Here is a 16,814-nt window from a genome sequence, read left to right as displayed (position 1 = left end):
GCTATAGGCCTGGGGTCGTTCAGATAAGCGGGACAAATTGAGATGTCGAATTGCGAATTTCGGGACAATCCCGAGCTTTGAAACCAGGAAGGAATGCAGGCGTGACGACACAGCCAAAGACGACGGGCGTCCCGGTGGCCGAGATCGGGCTGCTGATCTACCCTGACTGTCAGCTCTCGGCGATCTACGGCATGACCGACCTCTTCCGCATCGCAGGTGAATGGGCGGGCGGTCGCCTGATCCGCGTATCGCACTGGGTGGCGTCCGAGGAGGCAGTGACCTGCACCTGGGACAGCCACCCCGACCTGCCGCATAGGCTGAGCCATGCCATTGCCCCGCCGAGCCTGGTAATGCCTGAACGCATGGAGCCGTTCCCGGCTGCCGCCGCCTGGCTGCGCGCGCAGCATGCGGAGGGCACGGTGATCGGCTCGGTCTGTGCGGGTGCCTTCGTGCTGGCCGAGACGGGGCTGATGAACGGGCGACGCGCGACCACGCATTGGGCCTTCGCCGAGCAACTCGCCCGGCGCTTTCCCGAGATCGACGTCGCCGACGACCGGATGGTGCTGGATGACGGCGACATCGTCACCGCGGGCGGTATCCTGGCCTGGACCGACCTCGGCCTCACGCTCGTCGAACGCTTCCTTGGCCCGGCCACGATGCTCGCGACGGCGCGCTTCTTGCTGATCGACCCGCCTCGCTCCAGCCAGCGGCCCTTCGCGGCTTTCGTCCCCCGGTTCGACCATGGCGACGAGGCCATCCGCCGGGCCCAGCACCACCTGCACGCCAATCTCTCCAAGCCTCTCATGCAGGCCGACCTGCACACCGTCGCCGGGCTGACTGAACGCACCTTCCTGCGTCGGTTCACTGCCGCGACCGGGCACCGGCCCAACGCCTACCTCCAGCAGGTGCGCATCGCCAAGGCCCGGGAAGGTCTGGAGCGCACGCTAGACCCGGTGGATCGCATCGCCTGGGATGTCGGTTATTCTGACCCGGCAGCCTTTCGGAAGATCTTTCACAAGCTGGTTGGCGCCGCCCCCGCCGCCTATCGACAGCGTTTCGGCATCGCGGCGACGGAGGGCTAGCCACTTGCGGGCAGGACTTCGCGGAACTCTGACACCAGATGGTCGAGGAAGGCGCGGAAGGTTGGGGCGCTTTAGATTTCGCGTGAGAATACGGCGTAGACTGTGCCGGCAACGGTAGTGAGGTCGGGCATCAGGCGGACAAGCCGGCCGTCGGCGATGGCTGCGGCGCGGAGGTATTCGCGCAGTTGCGCCACGCCGACGCCCCGGATCGCCGCCTTCTGCAGGATTTCGATGTCACTGGTAACGAGCCGCGGCGACAGGGTGACGAGATGGTTGGGTCGACCATTTTCTAGCCGTCCTCGTCTCCGGCCATGATGAGGGCGGGCATGATGCGCGGGTCGGCCAGCGCGCTGACCCACTAGACAGCCAGCCGTATCAGCAGACTCCTCACGCTGGATACGTGCCAGCGCCCACCTCGCCGGGTCAACATGCCCCGGTCATTGAGCGCCTCTGCCATGGCACGCAACGTCGTGTGCCCTTCGGCCTTGAGGGCATCCACAACCGGCGCCAACGCCGCCGCGTGATCGTCCGCGTTCTGGCGTACCGTTTCCCAAAGCGCGGTACCGCCCTTGCCAGCCCGCAAGAGGGCTGCTGCGCCATTCGGGTTGCCCAGCTTCACACCACGCGCCTTTGCCGCCGCCAGCGCCTCCTTTGTGCGGCGTGAGATGGCTTCTCGTTCGGCTTGTGCTACCAGCGCCATGATCCCCACGGTCAGGTTATTGCCTTCCGGCATGTCACAGGCCACAAACCCAACGCCGCTGTCGCGTAGGGTCAGCAGGAATGCGGCATTGCGGGAAAGACGGTCAATGACCAGCGTTGCGCCTGTGATCCGTGCCAATTGTAGCGCCCTTGCGAGTTCCGGCCGATCGTTCCGGAGGCCGCTTTCGACTTCCGTGAACTGCGCTAGGATCGTTTCCCCCTTGGTATCGCCGGTCCGCGCTTTTTGCAGCAGACCATTGGCAACATGGGCGATGGCTTTTGCCTTTCCCCTTTTTATACCGGACGCGAACCTCGTCGTCGCGACAGCAGATCGCCTTGAATGTCGTGCGGGAGATGCCGAAGTAGTCAGCAATCTGCTCTCGGTTCAGCAACGCAGCGAGGGTTTCGACCTCCTGCATCTGGGCGGGATCGAGGACGATCGACGGCGCGCCATGATCTACTCCCTCAACCGGTTGAACAGACGCCGCAGGACGTAGCCGCGCATCAGTGACAGCGCGGTGAACGCGGCACCGACCTGCAAGGTCTGACCCAGGCTGGCTTCGAGCCCGACCACCGGATAGACCATCACCTGGCCCAGTACCGCCAGCGCGAAACCGACGCCGACGTTGGTTATTGCCTCCACCCCCGACATGATCCGCGACTGACTCACGCCACCACCTCCCCGGCGGTTCGCTGCTGGGATACCTTGGCGAAGGTCCCTCCATCCCCCTCCAGCACGGCTTCCTTGTCCGTGAATGCCTGCCGGCGCAAAACAGCCACGTCGACATAAGCCGGGTCCAGCTCCATGGCGAAGCACACCCGGCCGCAGCTCTCGGCCGCAATGATCGAGGTTCCCGATCCGGAAAAGGGCTCGTAGACTGCCTGCCCGGGGCTCGCATTGTTGAGCATCTGGCGGCGCATGCATTCGACCGGCTTCTGGGTACCATGGATCGTGGCGGCATCCTGATCCCGACTGGGGATCGACCAGAGCGTCGACTGCTTGCGGTCGCCGGACCAGTGCCCCTTGCCGCGCACCGCGTACCAGGCGGGCTCGTGCTGCCAGTGGTAGTGCCCCCGGCTGAGGACATGGCGCTCCTTGGCCCAGATAATCTGGCTTCGGATGTCGAAGCCCGTCGCGATCAGGCTGTCCGCAACCGTCGTGGCGTGGAGCGCGCCGTGCCAGACATAGGCCACATCTCCCGGGAACAGCGCCCAGGCCTCGCGCCAGTCGGCCCGGTGATCGTTCAGCACCTTGCCCGTGCGTTTGGTCTCTGAGGCCTCTACGCGGTTGCGCCAGTCAGGATCGTAGTTGACGCCAAACGGCGGGTCTGTGGCCATGAGGTGCGGCTTTACCCCGTTCAACAGGCGGGTGACGCATTCCTGGTCCGTCGCGTCACCGCAGAGCAGCCGGTGAGGTCCGAGGCACCACAGATCACCGGGGCCAGAAACGGGGACGACCGGAGGTTCCGGTGTCGCCTCTTCCTTCGGGTCAGCCACGTCCAGTCCGAGAAGTTCGTCCAGTTCCAGGCTGCCGAAGCCAAGGCCAGTGAGATCAACACCCAGTTCCCCGAGGTCGCCCAGTTCCAAAGCCAGCAGCTCCGGGTCCCAGCCCGCCTGCTCCGCCAGCCTGTTGTCCGCGAGGATGTACGAGCGCTTCTGTGCCTCATTGAGGTGGGCCAGTTCGATCACCGGCACCGTCGCGAGGCCGAGCTTCCGTGCAGCCAGCACCCGACCATGTCCGGCGATGATGCCATTGCCACCATCGATCAGCACCGGGTTGTTGCAGCCGAACTCCCGGATCGAAGCCGCGATCCGTGCCACCTGCGCCTCGCTGTGCGTGCGGGCGTTGTTCGCATAAGGGATGAGGTCAGCGACGGGGCATTGGCGGATATGGCTGGCCCCGGCCGCTCCGGTCTCCGCCGCTGCTTTGGTCTCTGTTCTGACCGCCATGACCCCCGCTCCTGAATAGACTTGGCCTCGGAGGCATTCTAACAGAGGGGTTAAGCCATTGTAATCATGACAGTAAACGACATACCACGCCATCCGCCGACATATTGGGGATTGGCACTGCATCCGCCAGCGCGTCGCAGGGTATCTTTACCGGGAGTCTCGCCCCCCTACTCCGCCGCTCGGTGAACAAAACTGGCTTCATTTGAAGCAGGGCAAAGCCGTCCTTCGCTAGGGCGCGCGACGAGGACTTCTAAGCGGACCTTGCTGCCATACATTAAAAACGAATGGGCGACCGCTTTTGGCGCATTGCCACAATTCAGTGTTCTCACAGACAACCGATGCTATCGGCATAAGTCGACCATTGTTGGACGGGTGGCACTTCTCCCAGTTAGCCATGTGCTATTGACGGATGAAGCGATGAGTATCGTCGGAACTAGGCAGAGCACTTCTGCGGCAAGCTGCGAATACTGCAATCTCCACCCCTAGTTCGCTTTGGTGAATCGCTCCTAGAGTGCAAGCGCGTTCAACAAGGCTTCTCTCCTGGCGTGAGATTTCGGAACCGAGTCCACGATCAGTCCGCGTTGCATGATGTGGAAATGGTCAGAGTTGAGGTAGGCAAACTCAAAACTCTGCTCGACAAGGACGATTGCCAAATCGCCGCGATCTCGAAGCAGCTGGATGGTCCGGCCAATCATCTGGATGATGTTGGGCTGGATGCCCTCGGTTGGTTCATCCAGCAACAGAACTTTGGGGCGGGCGATGAGCGCGCGGGCGATCGAGAGCTGCTGTTGTTGGCCACCGGACAGGTCGCCGCCCCGACGGGCTTTCATTTCGCCCAAAACAGGGAAGAGGTCGAAAATGTCATCGGGAATTTTATGCTCGGATCTGGGCAGGCAGGCGAAACCTGTTTCAAGGTTTTCCTCGACAGTCAACAGCGGGAAGATCTCACGCCCCTGCGGAACATACCCAACCCCTGCCCTGGCAGCCAAGGCCGCGCGCCCCGAGGGTAGATCGATGCCGTTCAGCGCGACCCTGCCGCCCGAGAAGGGATGCCGTCCGGCGATGGCTTTCAGAAGGCTTGTCTTGCCGACCCCGTTGGTGCCTGTCACGCAGGTGACTTGACCGACAGGCGCGTTCAGCGTGATCCCGTTCAAGATCTGGGATTGCCCGTATTTCAGCGTCAGGTTTTCAATCGCCAGCATCTGTGCGCCCCAAATATACGTCCACGACGGCCTTGTTCCTGGTAACGTGATCCAGCGATCCTTCGGCCAGCACCGACCCTTCGTGCAGCACCGTGACCTTGCAATTCAGCCGCCTCACAAATTCCATGTCATGCTCGACCACGATCACCGCGCGGGTCTGGGCCGCTTTCTTGAGGATCTCCGTGGTGTGTTCGCGTTCATGCGCGGTCATACCGGCTGCCGGTTCATCCACGAGCAGCAGTCGTGGCGATTGTGCGAGCAGCATCCCGATCTCAAGCCACTGCTTTTGGCCATGGCTCAACTCTCCGGCGGGCCGGTTCAGCTGGTCTGTCAGGTCAATCTGTTCAGCGACGTCTTCGATCCGCTCGGCACCCTGAGAGGTCTTGCGATGCAGCAGAACCGAAAAAACGCCGCGCGGGTTCCTGAGAGCCATGGCCAGGTTTTCGCGAACGGTCTGTGCTTCAAAAACGGTGGGTTTCTGAAACTTGCGCCCGATGCCGAGGCTGGCGATTTCGCTTTCCGACATCCCGATCAGCGATCGGTTGTCTTCTCCGAACAGGATGCGGCCTTCGTCCGGTCTTGTCTTGCCGGTTATGATGTCCATGAAGGTTGTCTTGCCTGCACCATTGGGGCCGATCACGGCGCGCAATTCTGGTTCGCCAATTTGCAGGCTCAGGTTCTTGATGGCCTGAAACCCGTCAAAGGATTTGGAGATGCCTGACATTTCCAGGAGAGAGCTCATGATTTACGCACCAATCTGTCAAATACTCCGGCGATGCCCTTGGGCGCGAAAAGCGTGACCAATACGAAAGTGAGCCCCAACAGTACCAGCCACCAATCGACCCACTTCAAGGTGTAGAACCCCAAATCGATATTCGGCGCGCCCCCGCCCGTGAACCAGCTGGACAGCAATGAGACCAACGCCGCCCCGATCACGGCGCCATACAACCGTCCGCGCCCCCCGATGGCGACCCAAACAGCCAGATAGATCGACGCGATGGGCGCGATTTCGGCGGGGTTGATGATGCCCGCTTGCGGATAATAAAGCGCGCCTGCGATGCCTGAGACGATCGCCGTGATCGTAAAGACAAACAGCTTGTAGCTTTCCACGTGATAGCCAAGAAAGCGCACCCGGGATTCATCGTCCCGGATGGCTTGAATGATGTTGCCCAGCTTGCTGTCGGTGATCCAGGCAAACAGCAGATAGCCAAGCGCGAGGGACAGGGCCGACACAAGAAAGAAGACGACAGAGATCATATCCTGCTCGCTGTCGGCAAAGCCCGGAATATTTTGCAAGCCCGACAGGCCGTTGTTGCCCCTCAGTCCGCTGTCATTCTGGAACAGGTAAAGCGCCAGCGCCAAAGTCATGGCCTGCGTGAGGATCGACAGGTAAACGCCGGTTACACGGCTGCGAAAGGCCAGCCAGCCGAACACAAGGGCCAGGAGCCCCGGAACCAGCACAACCAATGCGAGCTGCATGAAAAGGCTGTCTGCAAACATCCAGATGGCCGGGAAGTCCGACGATCCCACGACGCCAAAGATCTGGTTGCCAATCGCATCTGATATCTCTTGCGGCGTGGGTGGGATGACCTGCCCGGAAAGGCTTTGTGTCACGATCAGTTCGGTTCGGGCATACATCAGCCACATACCGATGGCGTAGCCGCCGATACCAAAGAACGCAAAGTGGCCCAGCGACAGGATCCCGCAATACCCCCATACCACATCCATCGCGATCGCAACGAGGCACAGGCAAAGGGTTTTGCCCAAGGTCTTGACGAATGAAGTCGAGATAAGGCCCGCGCCAAGGGCTTCGGACATCACAGTGACGATGGCGGTGAACAGCCCAAGGGCGGCAAGGAAATAGAGCACCGACGGGTTGCGCGCGATAAAGGATTTTCGGGAGGCATTCGTTTGGGTCATGGGATCAATCCGCCGCCGCACGGCCCTTGGGCGCGACGATGCCCTTGGGTCGGAACTGAATGAACAGGATGATGAACAGGATCATGTAGGTCTGTGCGGCCAGGGTATTTGAGGGGTTCAGCCATTCGATCCCTTTTTGCAGGAACCCGATCAGGCCCGCCCCCGCCAAAGTGCCGAAAACCGACCCGACGCCACCGACGACGACGGTCATAAAGCTCTGTACGATGTAATTCGACCCCATCTCGGAAGTGACCTGCGCATAAAGACCGATGCCCACACCCGCGACCCCGGCTATGCCGGAGCCGAGGCCAAACGTCATCATGTTGATGCGGTCCGGGTTGATCCCCATTGACGCCGCCATGCCCGGATTTTGGGTGACGGCGCGCACTTCCAATCCCAGCCGCGTCCGCCTGAGAATGAAAAGCAGAAGCCCCAGAAAAACGAGCGCCAAGATGAAGATCGCAATGCGAATATAGCTGATCTGGATCACGTCGGAGATGACCAGCGCGCCCCCCAGCCAATCAGGCGACGTCAATGGACGCGCCTGCGTGCCAAACACGTTCTTGGCGATCTGTTGCAACGCGATGGAAATTCCGAATGTCGCCAAAAGGGTTTCAAGCGGACGGTGATAGAGGTGCCGGATCACCAGGCGTTCCATCGCGACGCCCGCCCCAAAGGTGACGGCGAAAGCCAGCGGCAGCGCGATCAGCAGCGACACCGTGTAATCAGGAACAACCAACTGCATGACATAGCCGGTATAGGCGCCCATCATGATGAATTCGCCGTGGGCCATGTTGATCACGCCCATCTGGCCAAAGGTGATCGCCAGACCGATTGCGGCAAGGAAATAGATCGATGCGAGCGACAACCCATCCAAGGTCAGGTCGACTGTCTGCGCGACGCCGACACGGGTTTCAACCGCGTCGAGGGTCTTGCGAGCGGCATCCGTTATGGTGGCATCGGGTTCATCATATTTTTCAAAGAAGGTGAAACCTGACAGCGTTTCAGCCAGATCGGCCTGTGTGACCAGCGGCGGCGCGAGACCATCTGCCGCCAGCGCGGCGTAGGCCTGCGCGCGCGCGGCGTCGGTGCCGAGAGTTGCTGTCGGCACACCACCGACGCGGCCATTGACGATATTGGCCTCGAGTGCAGCGCGGATGTCGCCAGGCGTCACCAAGGACGGAGCTAAATCGGCCTCGACCAGTTCTGAGTAGAAGGCCGCAGGATCACTCGACGGGTCGCGGATGCGGGCGATGTTGCCATTCGGCTCGCCTTGCGTGGCGTCATTGGAGGTCGAGAGGATCTGGTTCAAAACCCCCCGCGCCTCAACCGAGGTGTCGGTCGAGAGGCTTTCGATGGCCGCGACGCGGTCCGCCACGTTGCCCCCGAAGCGGGCCGTCAGGAAGGTGATCAACTGAACCTTGCGCGCACGGATGGCGGGGTCTGCCTCTCCCTCGAGCGAGGCTTCGAGCAAGGGCAATTGACTAGGATCTGCCCGCCTGCCGATACTCTCAAGCGCGGAGCGGCGTCTGTCTGGGTCGGGATCGGTCAGCTGAAATTGCACCAACGCTGACCCGATCACGCGGCGCACACCGCCGTTCGGCCGCAATTGGGTGTATCCGTCGGATGCAGCCGTCGTTTCCTCGCCGCTGTCCAGATCGGTCAGGGCAATTTCGTCGCCATCCTCCTCACCTATATAGAACAAGCCGGTCTCGTCATTCTGCCAGACATTTCTGTCGGCCCATTGTTCCAGAAATACGGACACCTGAGGCGACCCGAGGTCGGCCAGATCGTCCAAAACCACGCTGACGGACCCACGTGACGGCGATGCCACCTCTTCGGCGTGGGTTTGCAAGACTGTTTGCAAATCCTGCGCGGCGGCCAGGCCTGCAGATGCCACAAGCCAGATGAGACTGAGCAGAACACGGATCATGGCTGACTTTCGGTGAAGGTCTTCAAGGGTTGCCCCGGACGCCAAGACATCCGGGGCAGCGAGGAGATCAGTAGTTCGAGGTCAACTGAACGCAGGTCTCGGTCTCGGTGTTGTACATACCGCAGCCGAGATCTTTCCAATCGGAGGTCAGAGCAGCCGATTCAGGCAGAAAGTCCGTCCATGCATCGCCGGGGACCTCTTCGGTCTGGCTGATGATGTCGAACTGGCCGTCTGCCGTGATCTCGCCGATCAGCACGGGCTTGGCGAGGTGGTGGTTGGGCAACATGACCGCCGTGCCACCTGTCAGGTTCGGAAATTCCTGCCCGTACATGGCCGTGCGAACCGCATCGACGTCGGTGGTGCCAGCCTCCTTGACCGCATTCACCCACATGTTGAAGCCGATGTAATGGGCCTCCATCGGGTCATTGGTCACGCGGTCTTCGCCCATCGCCTCTTTCCAGGCTGCGACCCATTTGTCGTTGGCTTCAGATTCGGCGGACTGGAAATAATTCCACGCGGCAAGGTGGCCAACCAGATCGGAGGTATCCAGACCGGACAGTTCTTCTTCACCGACCGAGAAGGCGACGACGGGAATGTCATCCGCAGAGATGCCAGCGGCGGCCAGTTCCTTGTAGAAACCGATATTGGCATCGCCGTTGATGGTCGAAATCACGCCGACCTGGCTGCCATCCGCACCCAGTTCCACAACGTCAGACACGATTGTTGACCAGTCAGAGTGGCCGAAAGGCGTGTAATTGACGAAGATGTTCTCTTTTGGAATGCCTGCGTCGATCAGGTATTGCTCAAGAATTTTGTTGGTGGTTCTGGGATAGACATAATCGGTGCCGAGCAGAGCGAATTTTTCGACACCCAGTTCCTTAAGGAAATAATCGGTGGCGGGGATCGCCTGCTGGTTCGGAGCGGCCCCGGTGTAGAACACATTTTTCGAGGATTCCTCGCCCTCGTATTGCACGGGGTAGAACATCAACCCGTTGAGCTCCTCCAGGACGGGCAGCGCGGATTTGCGCGATACAGATGTCCACGCCCCGAAAATGACATCAACTTCGGAGACCGTCAGCAGTTCGCGCGCCTTTTCCGCGAACAGGGGCCAGTCGGAGGCCGGGTCGACGACAACCGCTTCAATCTGACAGCCTAGCAGCCCGCCTGCCTCGTTTTGCTGCGCAATCAGCAATTCCATTGTGTCTTTCAGCGTGGTTTCCGAAATGGCCATCGTGCCGGACAGCGAGTGCAGCACGCCGACCTTGATTGGATCAGCGCAATTCTGTGCTGCGGCTGACCCTGCGATCAGCAGTGCGAATGTCGCACCAAGTGACGATTTGATATCAAGTTTCATGTGGGCATCCCCCTTAGGCGTGCGGCAGACCCGGATCGCCTTGACGCGATGCGCCAAAGGACCATTTCTAAACCACACAGCGTTTGCTGTAGCTGCGGGCGGGGTGGATCCTGCAAGATTGTCCCGTCCGTAGCGCCTCTTGTCGAAGCTGCCTTGAGCCAATTCTTAGTCGGTTGGTGTGACAAGCCATCTGATGGTGCATTATGCTGCGCCGCAGAACGGCTGCCTAATTTATGCGCGGTTTTGTTGGATAATTCCAAAATTTAGGCATCGAATTTAGTTGATGTTCGTGCGAATTCGCAATGGAGGCGCTGCAAATGGCCTGCACGAAGGTATCTTTCTTTTGGGTCCAGATTTGACTAGTCGGGAGCAATCCGTTCTGAGCATGACGCAACTAGCTGAATTTTTCCGTCAATATGTCCGCAAAGCGAACCTCTGGGCCGCCAACGACGAAAATCCGCTTAGTGTGTGTTGCTGCCGTTCATGCATCTTGCGGCATTGATAACATTGGGCTCGAAGCTGACGTACGCCCCGCTTCACTCGACCGTCCGCTCTCGTACGCAAGCTATGAGCTACTCTGGCCTCCAAGCTTCCAATACACCAAGGTGGGCTTTTAGAAGGTGTTCAACATCCGAGGAATCTCCTTGGACCCACCAGGCACGCTGCCAACCCCGCCCTCGCCCAGCACGACGGTACGCGGCTGATTTAAGCGACATTTCCCTTATGGGATCCTTATAAGACGTTTGTCGCTTTAATCCCGACCGTTCAAACGCCTTCTGAGCCTGCTTTTCACCTGCGAACAGTTCCGGATGCAACATTGTCGCATCTGCCGGACTGTCCACCGCCACACCCGCGAGCAGCATTTTCTGAAACAGATCGGGCGCCGACAACTCCCATGTCGTCACCTCGTCATGCACCAGCAGCAGCGCCACGTCGGCAAGCACATGAACTTCCAGCGGGTCTTGCGGGCCACGATTGATGCCCCTGCCCCGTCCGATACTCTGGATCAGTTCATCGTCGCAAATCGTGGCACGCAGCAGATCGCCCTCAGGACTCGAATGGGCAATGGGCACGAATCGCGCGGCCCGACCGTCGCCCAGCCGACATGTGCAGAACATCCGACTCCGTCGTGGTCGGTCTCGAATGCGACTATCTGATCCTCGGGGAAGAGTTGCGACTGCCCGGTTTCCTCTGTCTGGATTGCGTGACGCGTACGGACGGCTTCCTTCTCTACCTTTTCCTGCACGGTCCGGAACACCTCGACCCCAAACCCGCTGTGAGTCCCTAAGATCAGCCGCATCTTGACCCGATCCTCGCGCGGCTTTCGAATGGCCATGTCCGGCAAGTACGTGGCGACCCGCTCCTCTTTCATCTTGGTCTTCAAGAGCTGCAGGATTTTGGTCTCGTTGGAGACCTCCGGCATTGCCTCGAAGGCATTCTTCCAAGTTGGATCCGCCAGGAAACGGCCGACAGATGCCGCAACGCCATCCCAGTCGGCGTGCCTGTTCACCTCTTCCGCCATGACGTTGAACAAAAATTCGCCGTTCCAGGCCTCGAAGGAATTCAAAGACCTTGGCGGATTCAACGTTCCAGCCAGTGGGGTCGATGAACGTGAATGTGAAGCCGTCCCGGCTGGCAGCGCTTATGCCGTCGAGGTTGTTTTCAAACGGGCCAGAGAACACCCGAATGTCGAACTCCGGCTTCTCGGCCGCGAATTCCCGCAACTTTTCGACAGAGGCCGGGTTCCGTTCGCAGAAACAAAATCGGACCTTTAGTCCCGTACGCCCCATATCGAGCAAAGATCGACGAACCGTTTCCAGCGTTTCGATGGCTTGGGAAAACGAGGCGTCGGAATACCTGTTGGTGTCAGATACCCGCCAAGGGCCTGCGAAGGCGTCCACGAAGTTGAAGACCGGCGATCTGCCTTGAAACAGCTTGTAGGCTGCCGACTCGAGATACTTTTTGAGAAACAGATGCTTGGTGAAGGATTGCTCGCGCCCTTGGTAGTTTTCTATCCTTGGCGGCATCAGGCATCCTCGGGCTGTAGGGCGCGAATGATCGGTTCGGGAACAATCTGCCAAGGAAAGCCATTCCACTATTCGCCATCGAGAAGGCGGCCACCGGATTTCGGCCTCGCGCCGCCCCACTGCTTAAAGAAGAACGCCACATCGTCACGGTCACAAACGTCCCGAAGTTGACGGGCCCATCCTTCCTCCATTGATCGAGCGCGAGGTCCGCTCTCTCCTCCGACAATAGCCCAGGCAACACCTTGCAGGTTCACGTCCCCAATTGAGCCGAGCAGTGGTTCGAACGAGATGAAGCGTGCGTCTGAATTGATCTGCTTCAAGTGCTCGATCCTGCTGGTATGCGCGGAGTCCTCAACCGAGACACCGAGCCAGATATGGCGCGGGACCGGCCCACCCTGATAGCGATTGTGGACATACTTTCGCATGAGGGAACTGCGCCTGGTCAGGACTTGGTAGACATGCCAGTCAGCCTGCTCCATGGCATCGAACACCTAGTCCACGAAGGATCGGTCGATGTCCTTGTGGAACAGGTCGCTCATTGAATTCACGAATATCATCCGCGGCTTCTTCCAGAGTGCGGGCTGCTTCAACCTCGTCGGCCAAAGCTTCAGGTCAAACCCTAGTTCATAGGGGTGGCCCGGAATACCCTGCCAACGCTCTGCAAAGCGCTCAGCGTAGCAGTTGTCACATCCCGGACCGACCTTGGTGCACCCGGTCACCGGGTTCCACGTTGCATCAGTCCATTCGATTTCTGATTTCTGCGCCACCTGCCACATCAATAATTTTTTTGGAATGCCAACACGGCACCGGCTTGGGACAAAGCCGGAACATGGGGCGCGCAGATCGGTCGCCGACCAGCGTCCCAGAGCCGGTTCGATTTCTGTCCCGCCTCACGGATGCGACTACCGTCGAAGTGTTTTGGTGAGAACCATGCTTTCTATATTTTTCCAGAGACTTGCAGGCTCTGCACCGAATACGTTCAGTCGAGAGGTCCAGAGAATATCGACCTTGAGAGACCGCTTCCGTGCCTCCCGGCGCAGGGGCCAGCGCTCAGCCCCACCCGCATACCCCCCGAAAACAACGGAAAAATCCGGCCGCAGCCGAATCGGGAGAACGCTTTCGCAGGGGTAAGTGGCGGAGGCTCAGTCATCCGCACACCTCCGATAAGTATCTGCAATAAATTAAAAAATCTCTATACGCGAAAAATCGTACCACAATCCATACCACACCATGCTCTGATTTTCGCCAATTCGGGCCGGGGGATGGGGGAGCCAGAAAGCTTAGGACTGCGCATCCGGGGACCGGCGCAGGGTGCCGAATCCGCACCGCCACAATTTAGACAACGGCACCTTACACGTCGCCCAGCGCCTTGACCATCGCCCTGACCATCCGCACCTCTTTCGACCGCAGGCCGTCCCGGTAGTTGGGATGGGCGGCACCGCAGGGTGCACCACCGCCCGCGCCGTGCATACGGCAGACCGTGTGGCCCCTCTTTGCTGGGGAAAGGCATCGCCTGCCCGACCGCTTGGCCCTAGCCGTACACCGTGGCGCGTCTTGCAGGCGCTGGGCAGGGTGCATGGGGTTAGCGTCGGTTTTCATCAGCCCCCGCCCCTACCGTGCCGCACGTCGCCCACGATGGCCTGCCCACCGTCATGCACCGTCACCCGCTCCACCCGCACAACCTGCTGCGCCTTGGCGCGGTATTTCTTGAGCGCGTCCATCTGGGCCAGGTACGTCCGGCTCAGGCGTGTCATGGATCGTTCATGGCTTTCCCGCACCGCATACATGCTGGCCCCGCTCATCTTCGCTGCGGCCACTGTCATCGCGATATGGGTTGCGGTCATCTGGCCTACCAACATCGCCTCGATGCCGTCGCGCGGCTCCAGCTCGGCATACATAGCGGCCACCATCTGCGCCTTGGCCTCGGCGTGGACGCCCAGCGCCTCCAGCGCGCTGTAAAAGACGGCCAGCGCGGCATCCTTGGTCTTCATGCCCAGAAGGGCCGGAATCTCCCCCTCGGCCCCTGTGGTGCACGTCAGGGTGTTGCCCTCCCCGAAGGTCATCCGGGGATAGGCGCGTTCCGGCGCTTTGGTATCCAAGTCGGTCGTCTTCGTCATGGTAGCGCCCTCGATGGATTGGACGGTATCGGCACCGCCGGGTTGCCTTGCCTCCCCCTGCCCGCTTCCTGCCGGGGAGTGGTAACTATCAGTGTTCCGAACCAGAACCCTTGCGCTTCGACATATCGGCCCTGACGGGTTCCACATCGGAACCAAGGGTAATCTTAGGGTTTTGGAACGGAACCACGGATGCCCCTTTCTGGTCCAAACCAGAACCGAGTTCTGGATTTTTCTCGCGCCAAAAACGCCAGTCGTTCGTCGGGCTTTCCCGACCGCTCGCCTTCTGTACGGGCTTGTGGGTCAGCCGCCATTCGTGCGCCTGCCGGTGATACCAGTTCCCGCCGCGCACCAGCACAAGGAACCCCTTGGCCTGTAGGTCGTCAAACGCGCGCTGCACCGTTGCCTTGCCAATGCCCAGCGCCTTCGATGCCTCGGCATAGGACAGCCGCACCGTGCCGTTGTTGCTGCCGTTGAAGCGCGTGTGCAGCTCCAAGTACACCCGCACCGCAGAACCGGACAGGCTGCGCCAGGCATCACTCTTGAGCATCGCGTAGGTGAGAGGGGCAAACTGCCCCTCCCCTGATTTCCTGCTGCCCTTCCTACGCATCGGCACCCCCAGCGGGACCACCGCGCGGCAGGATGTCCAGCGCCACCAGTTCGGCCACCAAATGCTGGGCCGATGGCGGATAGTCGAGTCGCGCCGGGTCGCAGGACTTCGGCAGGCGATAATGTCCGATGCGCTCCGGCCCTCGATACTCGGTCACGATGGGCCAGCCGTATTCGGTGCGCAGGGTGTGGGCTATTGCCCCCAGCCGCCAGCCTTTCACCCCCCGGATAACGTCCATGTGGTTCAGGGTCTGGCCCAGCGCCAGAGCGCGGCAGGTGAAGTAGATTTGCGTCGGATTGCTGTACCAGTGCTCACCCATGACAGCCCCTCCACAAATGGCGCGTGACGCGCTCGATGGAATTGCTGCGCCGGTCCCAAAAGAAACGGGCTTCCTTCGGGCTTGCGGGATCGTGGCTGCATGTGGCATCAACTGGACTTGCGACAGTGGCAGTCGATGCCGCACGGAAAGCCCTGACCCCGCCTTGTGCGGTGTTGGGGTCTTCCATCAAGCGGCCTCCCCGTTCGGGTCGGTGCGCTGGGCGCTCAAGTAAGAGTTCAAATCCGTGCCGTGATAGCCGATGCGCCGACCGATACGGATATAGGCTGGTCCCCGGTTTCGATGCCTCCATTGGGCGAGTTTTTCGATACTGCCGAAGATGCGCATTTCGGGGTCTTCCGGGAAGAATATCCGGTCGTCGTCCAGGATGCCCTTGAATTGCAGTCGGTTGCTGGCCATTGGTGTTCCCCTTTCTAGGAAGCCAAAAAGTGCCTTTAACCTGCGTAGAGATTGGGTCAGTGCGATAGCACCTCAGGTCAGCTTTTCCTGTATTGAGGTCAACGTCGCTCGGTTGGCAAGATTGCGGCGCAGATGCACCACCGCGACCGCCGGTCAGTGAAAAGTCAATTTATTTCAATGTGCTGGCCCCACCCCTTAGGTTAGGGTTACCTAGCCTATCAGAACGGAATATCGTCGTCCAAATCGCGGCGGGGAGCAGAACCAGACGCGTATTCATGGCGCTCGGGTTGCGGAACCTCGGCAAAATTGCGCACCTCTGCGTTGGCACTGCCCTTAGTATCGTCAAGTTCAGTATAGGTTGGAGTCGCACCTCCGCTGGTGTTCCAGTTCGCAATTTTTGCGACTTCCTCGGCAACCGTCGCCGAAACCGTTCCATCCTCATTGCCCAACCCAAAGCGCACGCCGTTGCTGATGATCCAGTCCGTCAGCGTCTGCTTGACGCTTTTGTTTTTGGCGGGTCGCGGGATAGTCTCCCAAGCAGCTACAGCCGTCGCCAGCTTTGCGGAGTATCTAGCGTGGTCCTTATCTCGGAACCCATCCGGAATTCCCTCAGGAAAGAAAAATAACGGTGCTACGCCGCGCGACTTGAACCATGCACACAAAGCATCCAGTTCCACGGTTGTCTGATGCCAGTCAGGCTCCTTTACAATGTATATCTTGCGCTCTTCGTCAGTGTCTTTGTCGGTCAGGACAGAGTCGCTGTTGCTGAATATCGACGTGCGCCCGCTGTAGAACGTGTAGCTATAGTAAAGTGTACGCTCAGACTCGTCTCCCGGAATAGGCAGATACATATCTCCATACCAGCTATAACCAGGCGAACGGCCTAGATTTACGACCCTAGCAGGCAGCTTATCAGAAAGGATAGCAGACCGGATTGCCTTAAATACCGCTCTGAATTCCGAAGCAGCGATTCCTATTCCTTCTTCGAGGTCAACCCGCTCGGTATTGTCATACTTCCCCCATCCGCTGTTCTGGCGAATCTGAGACGCCATTGGACTATTGGGGGAAAGTAGCTCGAAGTCACCAGGTTCTAACATTAGGGTTAGGAAGGCTGCATCAATCACAGAAAGCTCGTCTGCTAGCCGCCAAAAATCCAGCCCTTCAAAATTGCTCTTAAGCGCCATGTC

At 59.7% G+C, this 16,814-nt stretch carries 17 protein-coding genes and 1 pseudogene; 1 reads left to right on the top strand and 17 read right to left on the bottom strand.

Annotation, left to right across the window (positions count from 1 at the left end):
- Positions 1-101: 101 nt before the first annotated feature.
- A complete protein-coding gene (locus tag FIU94_RS11765; protein ID WP_254702528.1) occupies positions 102-1,082 on the top strand; it encodes a GlxA family transcriptional regulator in 981 nt (326 codons plus the stop codon).
- A gap of 71 nt (positions 1,083-1,153) precedes the next feature.
- On the opposite strand, the gene FIU94_RS21190 is transcribed toward FIU94_RS11765, so the two are convergent.
- The 17 genes and pseudogenes from FIU94_RS21190 to FIU94_RS11680 all read right to left on the bottom strand — a co-directional run bounded on the left by FIU94_RS21190 (position 1,154) and on the right by FIU94_RS11680 (position 16,811).
- Positions 1,154-1,441 carry a LysR substrate-binding domain-containing protein gene (locus tag FIU94_RS21190; protein ID WP_172975896.1) on the bottom strand — a complete coding sequence of 96 codons (288 nt, stop codon included), beginning with the start codon at positions 1,439-1,441 and terminating at the stop codon, positions 1,154-1,156.
- Positions 1,441-2,154 (bottom strand): recombinase family protein, encoded by a 714-nt coding sequence (locus FIU94_RS11755; RefSeq protein WP_254702527.1) that lies wholly within the window; start codon positions 2,152-2,154, stop codon positions 1,441-1,443. Before FIU94_RS11755 ends, FIU94_RS21190 begins: the two co-directional genes overlap by 1 nt.
- Positions 2,155-2,238: 84 nt before the next feature.
- Positions 2,239-2,451, bottom strand: a complete 213-nt coding sequence (locus tag FIU94_RS11750; RefSeq protein ID WP_152465975.1) for a hypothetical protein — start codon at positions 2,449-2,451, stop codon at positions 2,239-2,241.
- Positions 2,448-3,731 carry a site-specific DNA-methyltransferase gene (locus FIU94_RS11745; protein ID WP_152465974.1) on the bottom strand — a complete coding sequence of 428 codons (1,284 nt, stop codon included), beginning with the start codon at positions 3,729-3,731 and terminating at the stop codon, positions 2,448-2,450. Before FIU94_RS11745 ends, FIU94_RS11750 begins: the two co-directional genes overlap by 4 nt.
- A gap of 506 nt (positions 3,732-4,237) precedes the next feature.
- Complete coding sequence (gene urtE, locus FIU94_RS11740) at positions 4,238-4,933, bottom strand: urea ABC transporter ATP-binding subunit UrtE (protein ID WP_152465973.1); 696 nt, start codon at positions 4,931-4,933, stop codon at positions 4,238-4,240.
- Entirely contained in the window at positions 4,920-5,675 is a 756-nt protein-coding gene (gene urtD, locus FIU94_RS11735) for an urea ABC transporter ATP-binding protein UrtD (RefSeq protein WP_152465972.1), read from the bottom strand. Before urtD ends, urtE begins: the two co-directional genes overlap by 14 nt.
- Entirely contained in the window at positions 5,672-6,853 is a 1,182-nt protein-coding gene (gene urtC, locus FIU94_RS11730) for an urea ABC transporter permease subunit UrtC (protein WP_152465971.1), read from the bottom strand. Before urtC ends, urtD begins: the two co-directional genes overlap by 4 nt.
- Before the next feature lie 4 nt (positions 6,854-6,857).
- Positions 6,858-8,786, bottom strand: a complete 1,929-nt coding sequence (gene urtB, locus FIU94_RS11725) for an urea ABC transporter permease subunit UrtB (protein ID WP_152465970.1) — start codon at positions 8,784-8,786, stop codon at positions 6,858-6,860.
- Between the two features lie 67 nt (positions 8,787-8,853).
- A complete protein-coding gene (gene urtA / locus FIU94_RS11720; protein ID WP_152465969.1) occupies positions 8,854-10,140 on the bottom strand; it encodes an urea ABC transporter substrate-binding protein in 1,287 nt (428 codons plus the stop codon).
- Positions 10,141-10,712: 572 nt separating this feature from the next.
- Positions 10,713-11,084, bottom strand: coding sequence for a hypothetical protein (locus FIU94_RS11715; RefSeq protein WP_152465968.1), 372 nt, complete (start codon positions 11,082-11,084; stop codon positions 10,713-10,715).
- A gap of 62 nt (positions 11,085-11,146) precedes the next feature.
- Positions 11,147-11,707, bottom strand: coding sequence for a hypothetical protein (locus FIU94_RS11710; RefSeq protein WP_152465967.1), 561 nt, complete (start codon positions 11,705-11,707; stop codon positions 11,147-11,149).
- 528 nt (positions 11,708-12,235) lie between these two features.
- Positions 12,236-12,934 (bottom strand): annotated as a pseudogene (locus FIU94_RS21035) (DUF5131 family protein).
- Positions 12,935-13,765: 831 nt separating this feature from the next.
- The gene (locus FIU94_RS11700) at positions 13,766-14,284 is read right to left on the bottom strand and encodes a hypothetical protein (RefSeq protein ID WP_152465966.1); all 519 of its coding nucleotides are present in this window, start codon (positions 14,282-14,284) and stop codon (positions 13,766-13,768) included.
- A gap of 88 nt (positions 14,285-14,372) precedes the next feature.
- Positions 14,373-14,891: a helix-turn-helix domain-containing protein gene (locus tag FIU94_RS11695; RefSeq protein WP_152465965.1), complete on the bottom strand. Its 519-nt coding sequence runs from the start codon at positions 14,889-14,891 to the stop codon at positions 14,373-14,375.
- Positions 14,884-15,210: a hypothetical protein gene (locus FIU94_RS11690; RefSeq protein ID WP_152465964.1), complete on the bottom strand. Its 327-nt coding sequence runs from the start codon at positions 15,208-15,210 to the stop codon at positions 14,884-14,886. The genes FIU94_RS11695 and FIU94_RS11690 overlap by 8 nt, the downstream gene beginning before the upstream one ends.
- Positions 15,211-15,396: 186 nt before the next feature.
- Positions 15,397-15,627 (bottom strand): MerR family transcriptional regulator, encoded by a 231-nt coding sequence (locus tag FIU94_RS11685; RefSeq protein WP_254702526.1) that lies wholly within the window; start codon positions 15,625-15,627, stop codon positions 15,397-15,399.
- 218 nt (positions 15,628-15,845) lie between these two features.
- Complete coding sequence (locus tag FIU94_RS11680) at positions 15,846-16,811, bottom strand: hypothetical protein (RefSeq protein ID WP_152465963.1); 966 nt, start codon at positions 16,809-16,811, stop codon at positions 15,846-15,848.
- Positions 16,812-16,814: the final 3 nt, after the last annotated feature.

This window comes from Sulfitobacter sp. THAF37, assembly GCF_009363555.1.
Lineage (GTDB): Bacteria > Pseudomonadota > Alphaproteobacteria > Rhodobacterales > Rhodobacteraceae > Sulfitobacter.
Note: the sequence above shows the minus strand (reverse complement) of the source record. Positions and strands in the feature narration are given on the sequence as shown.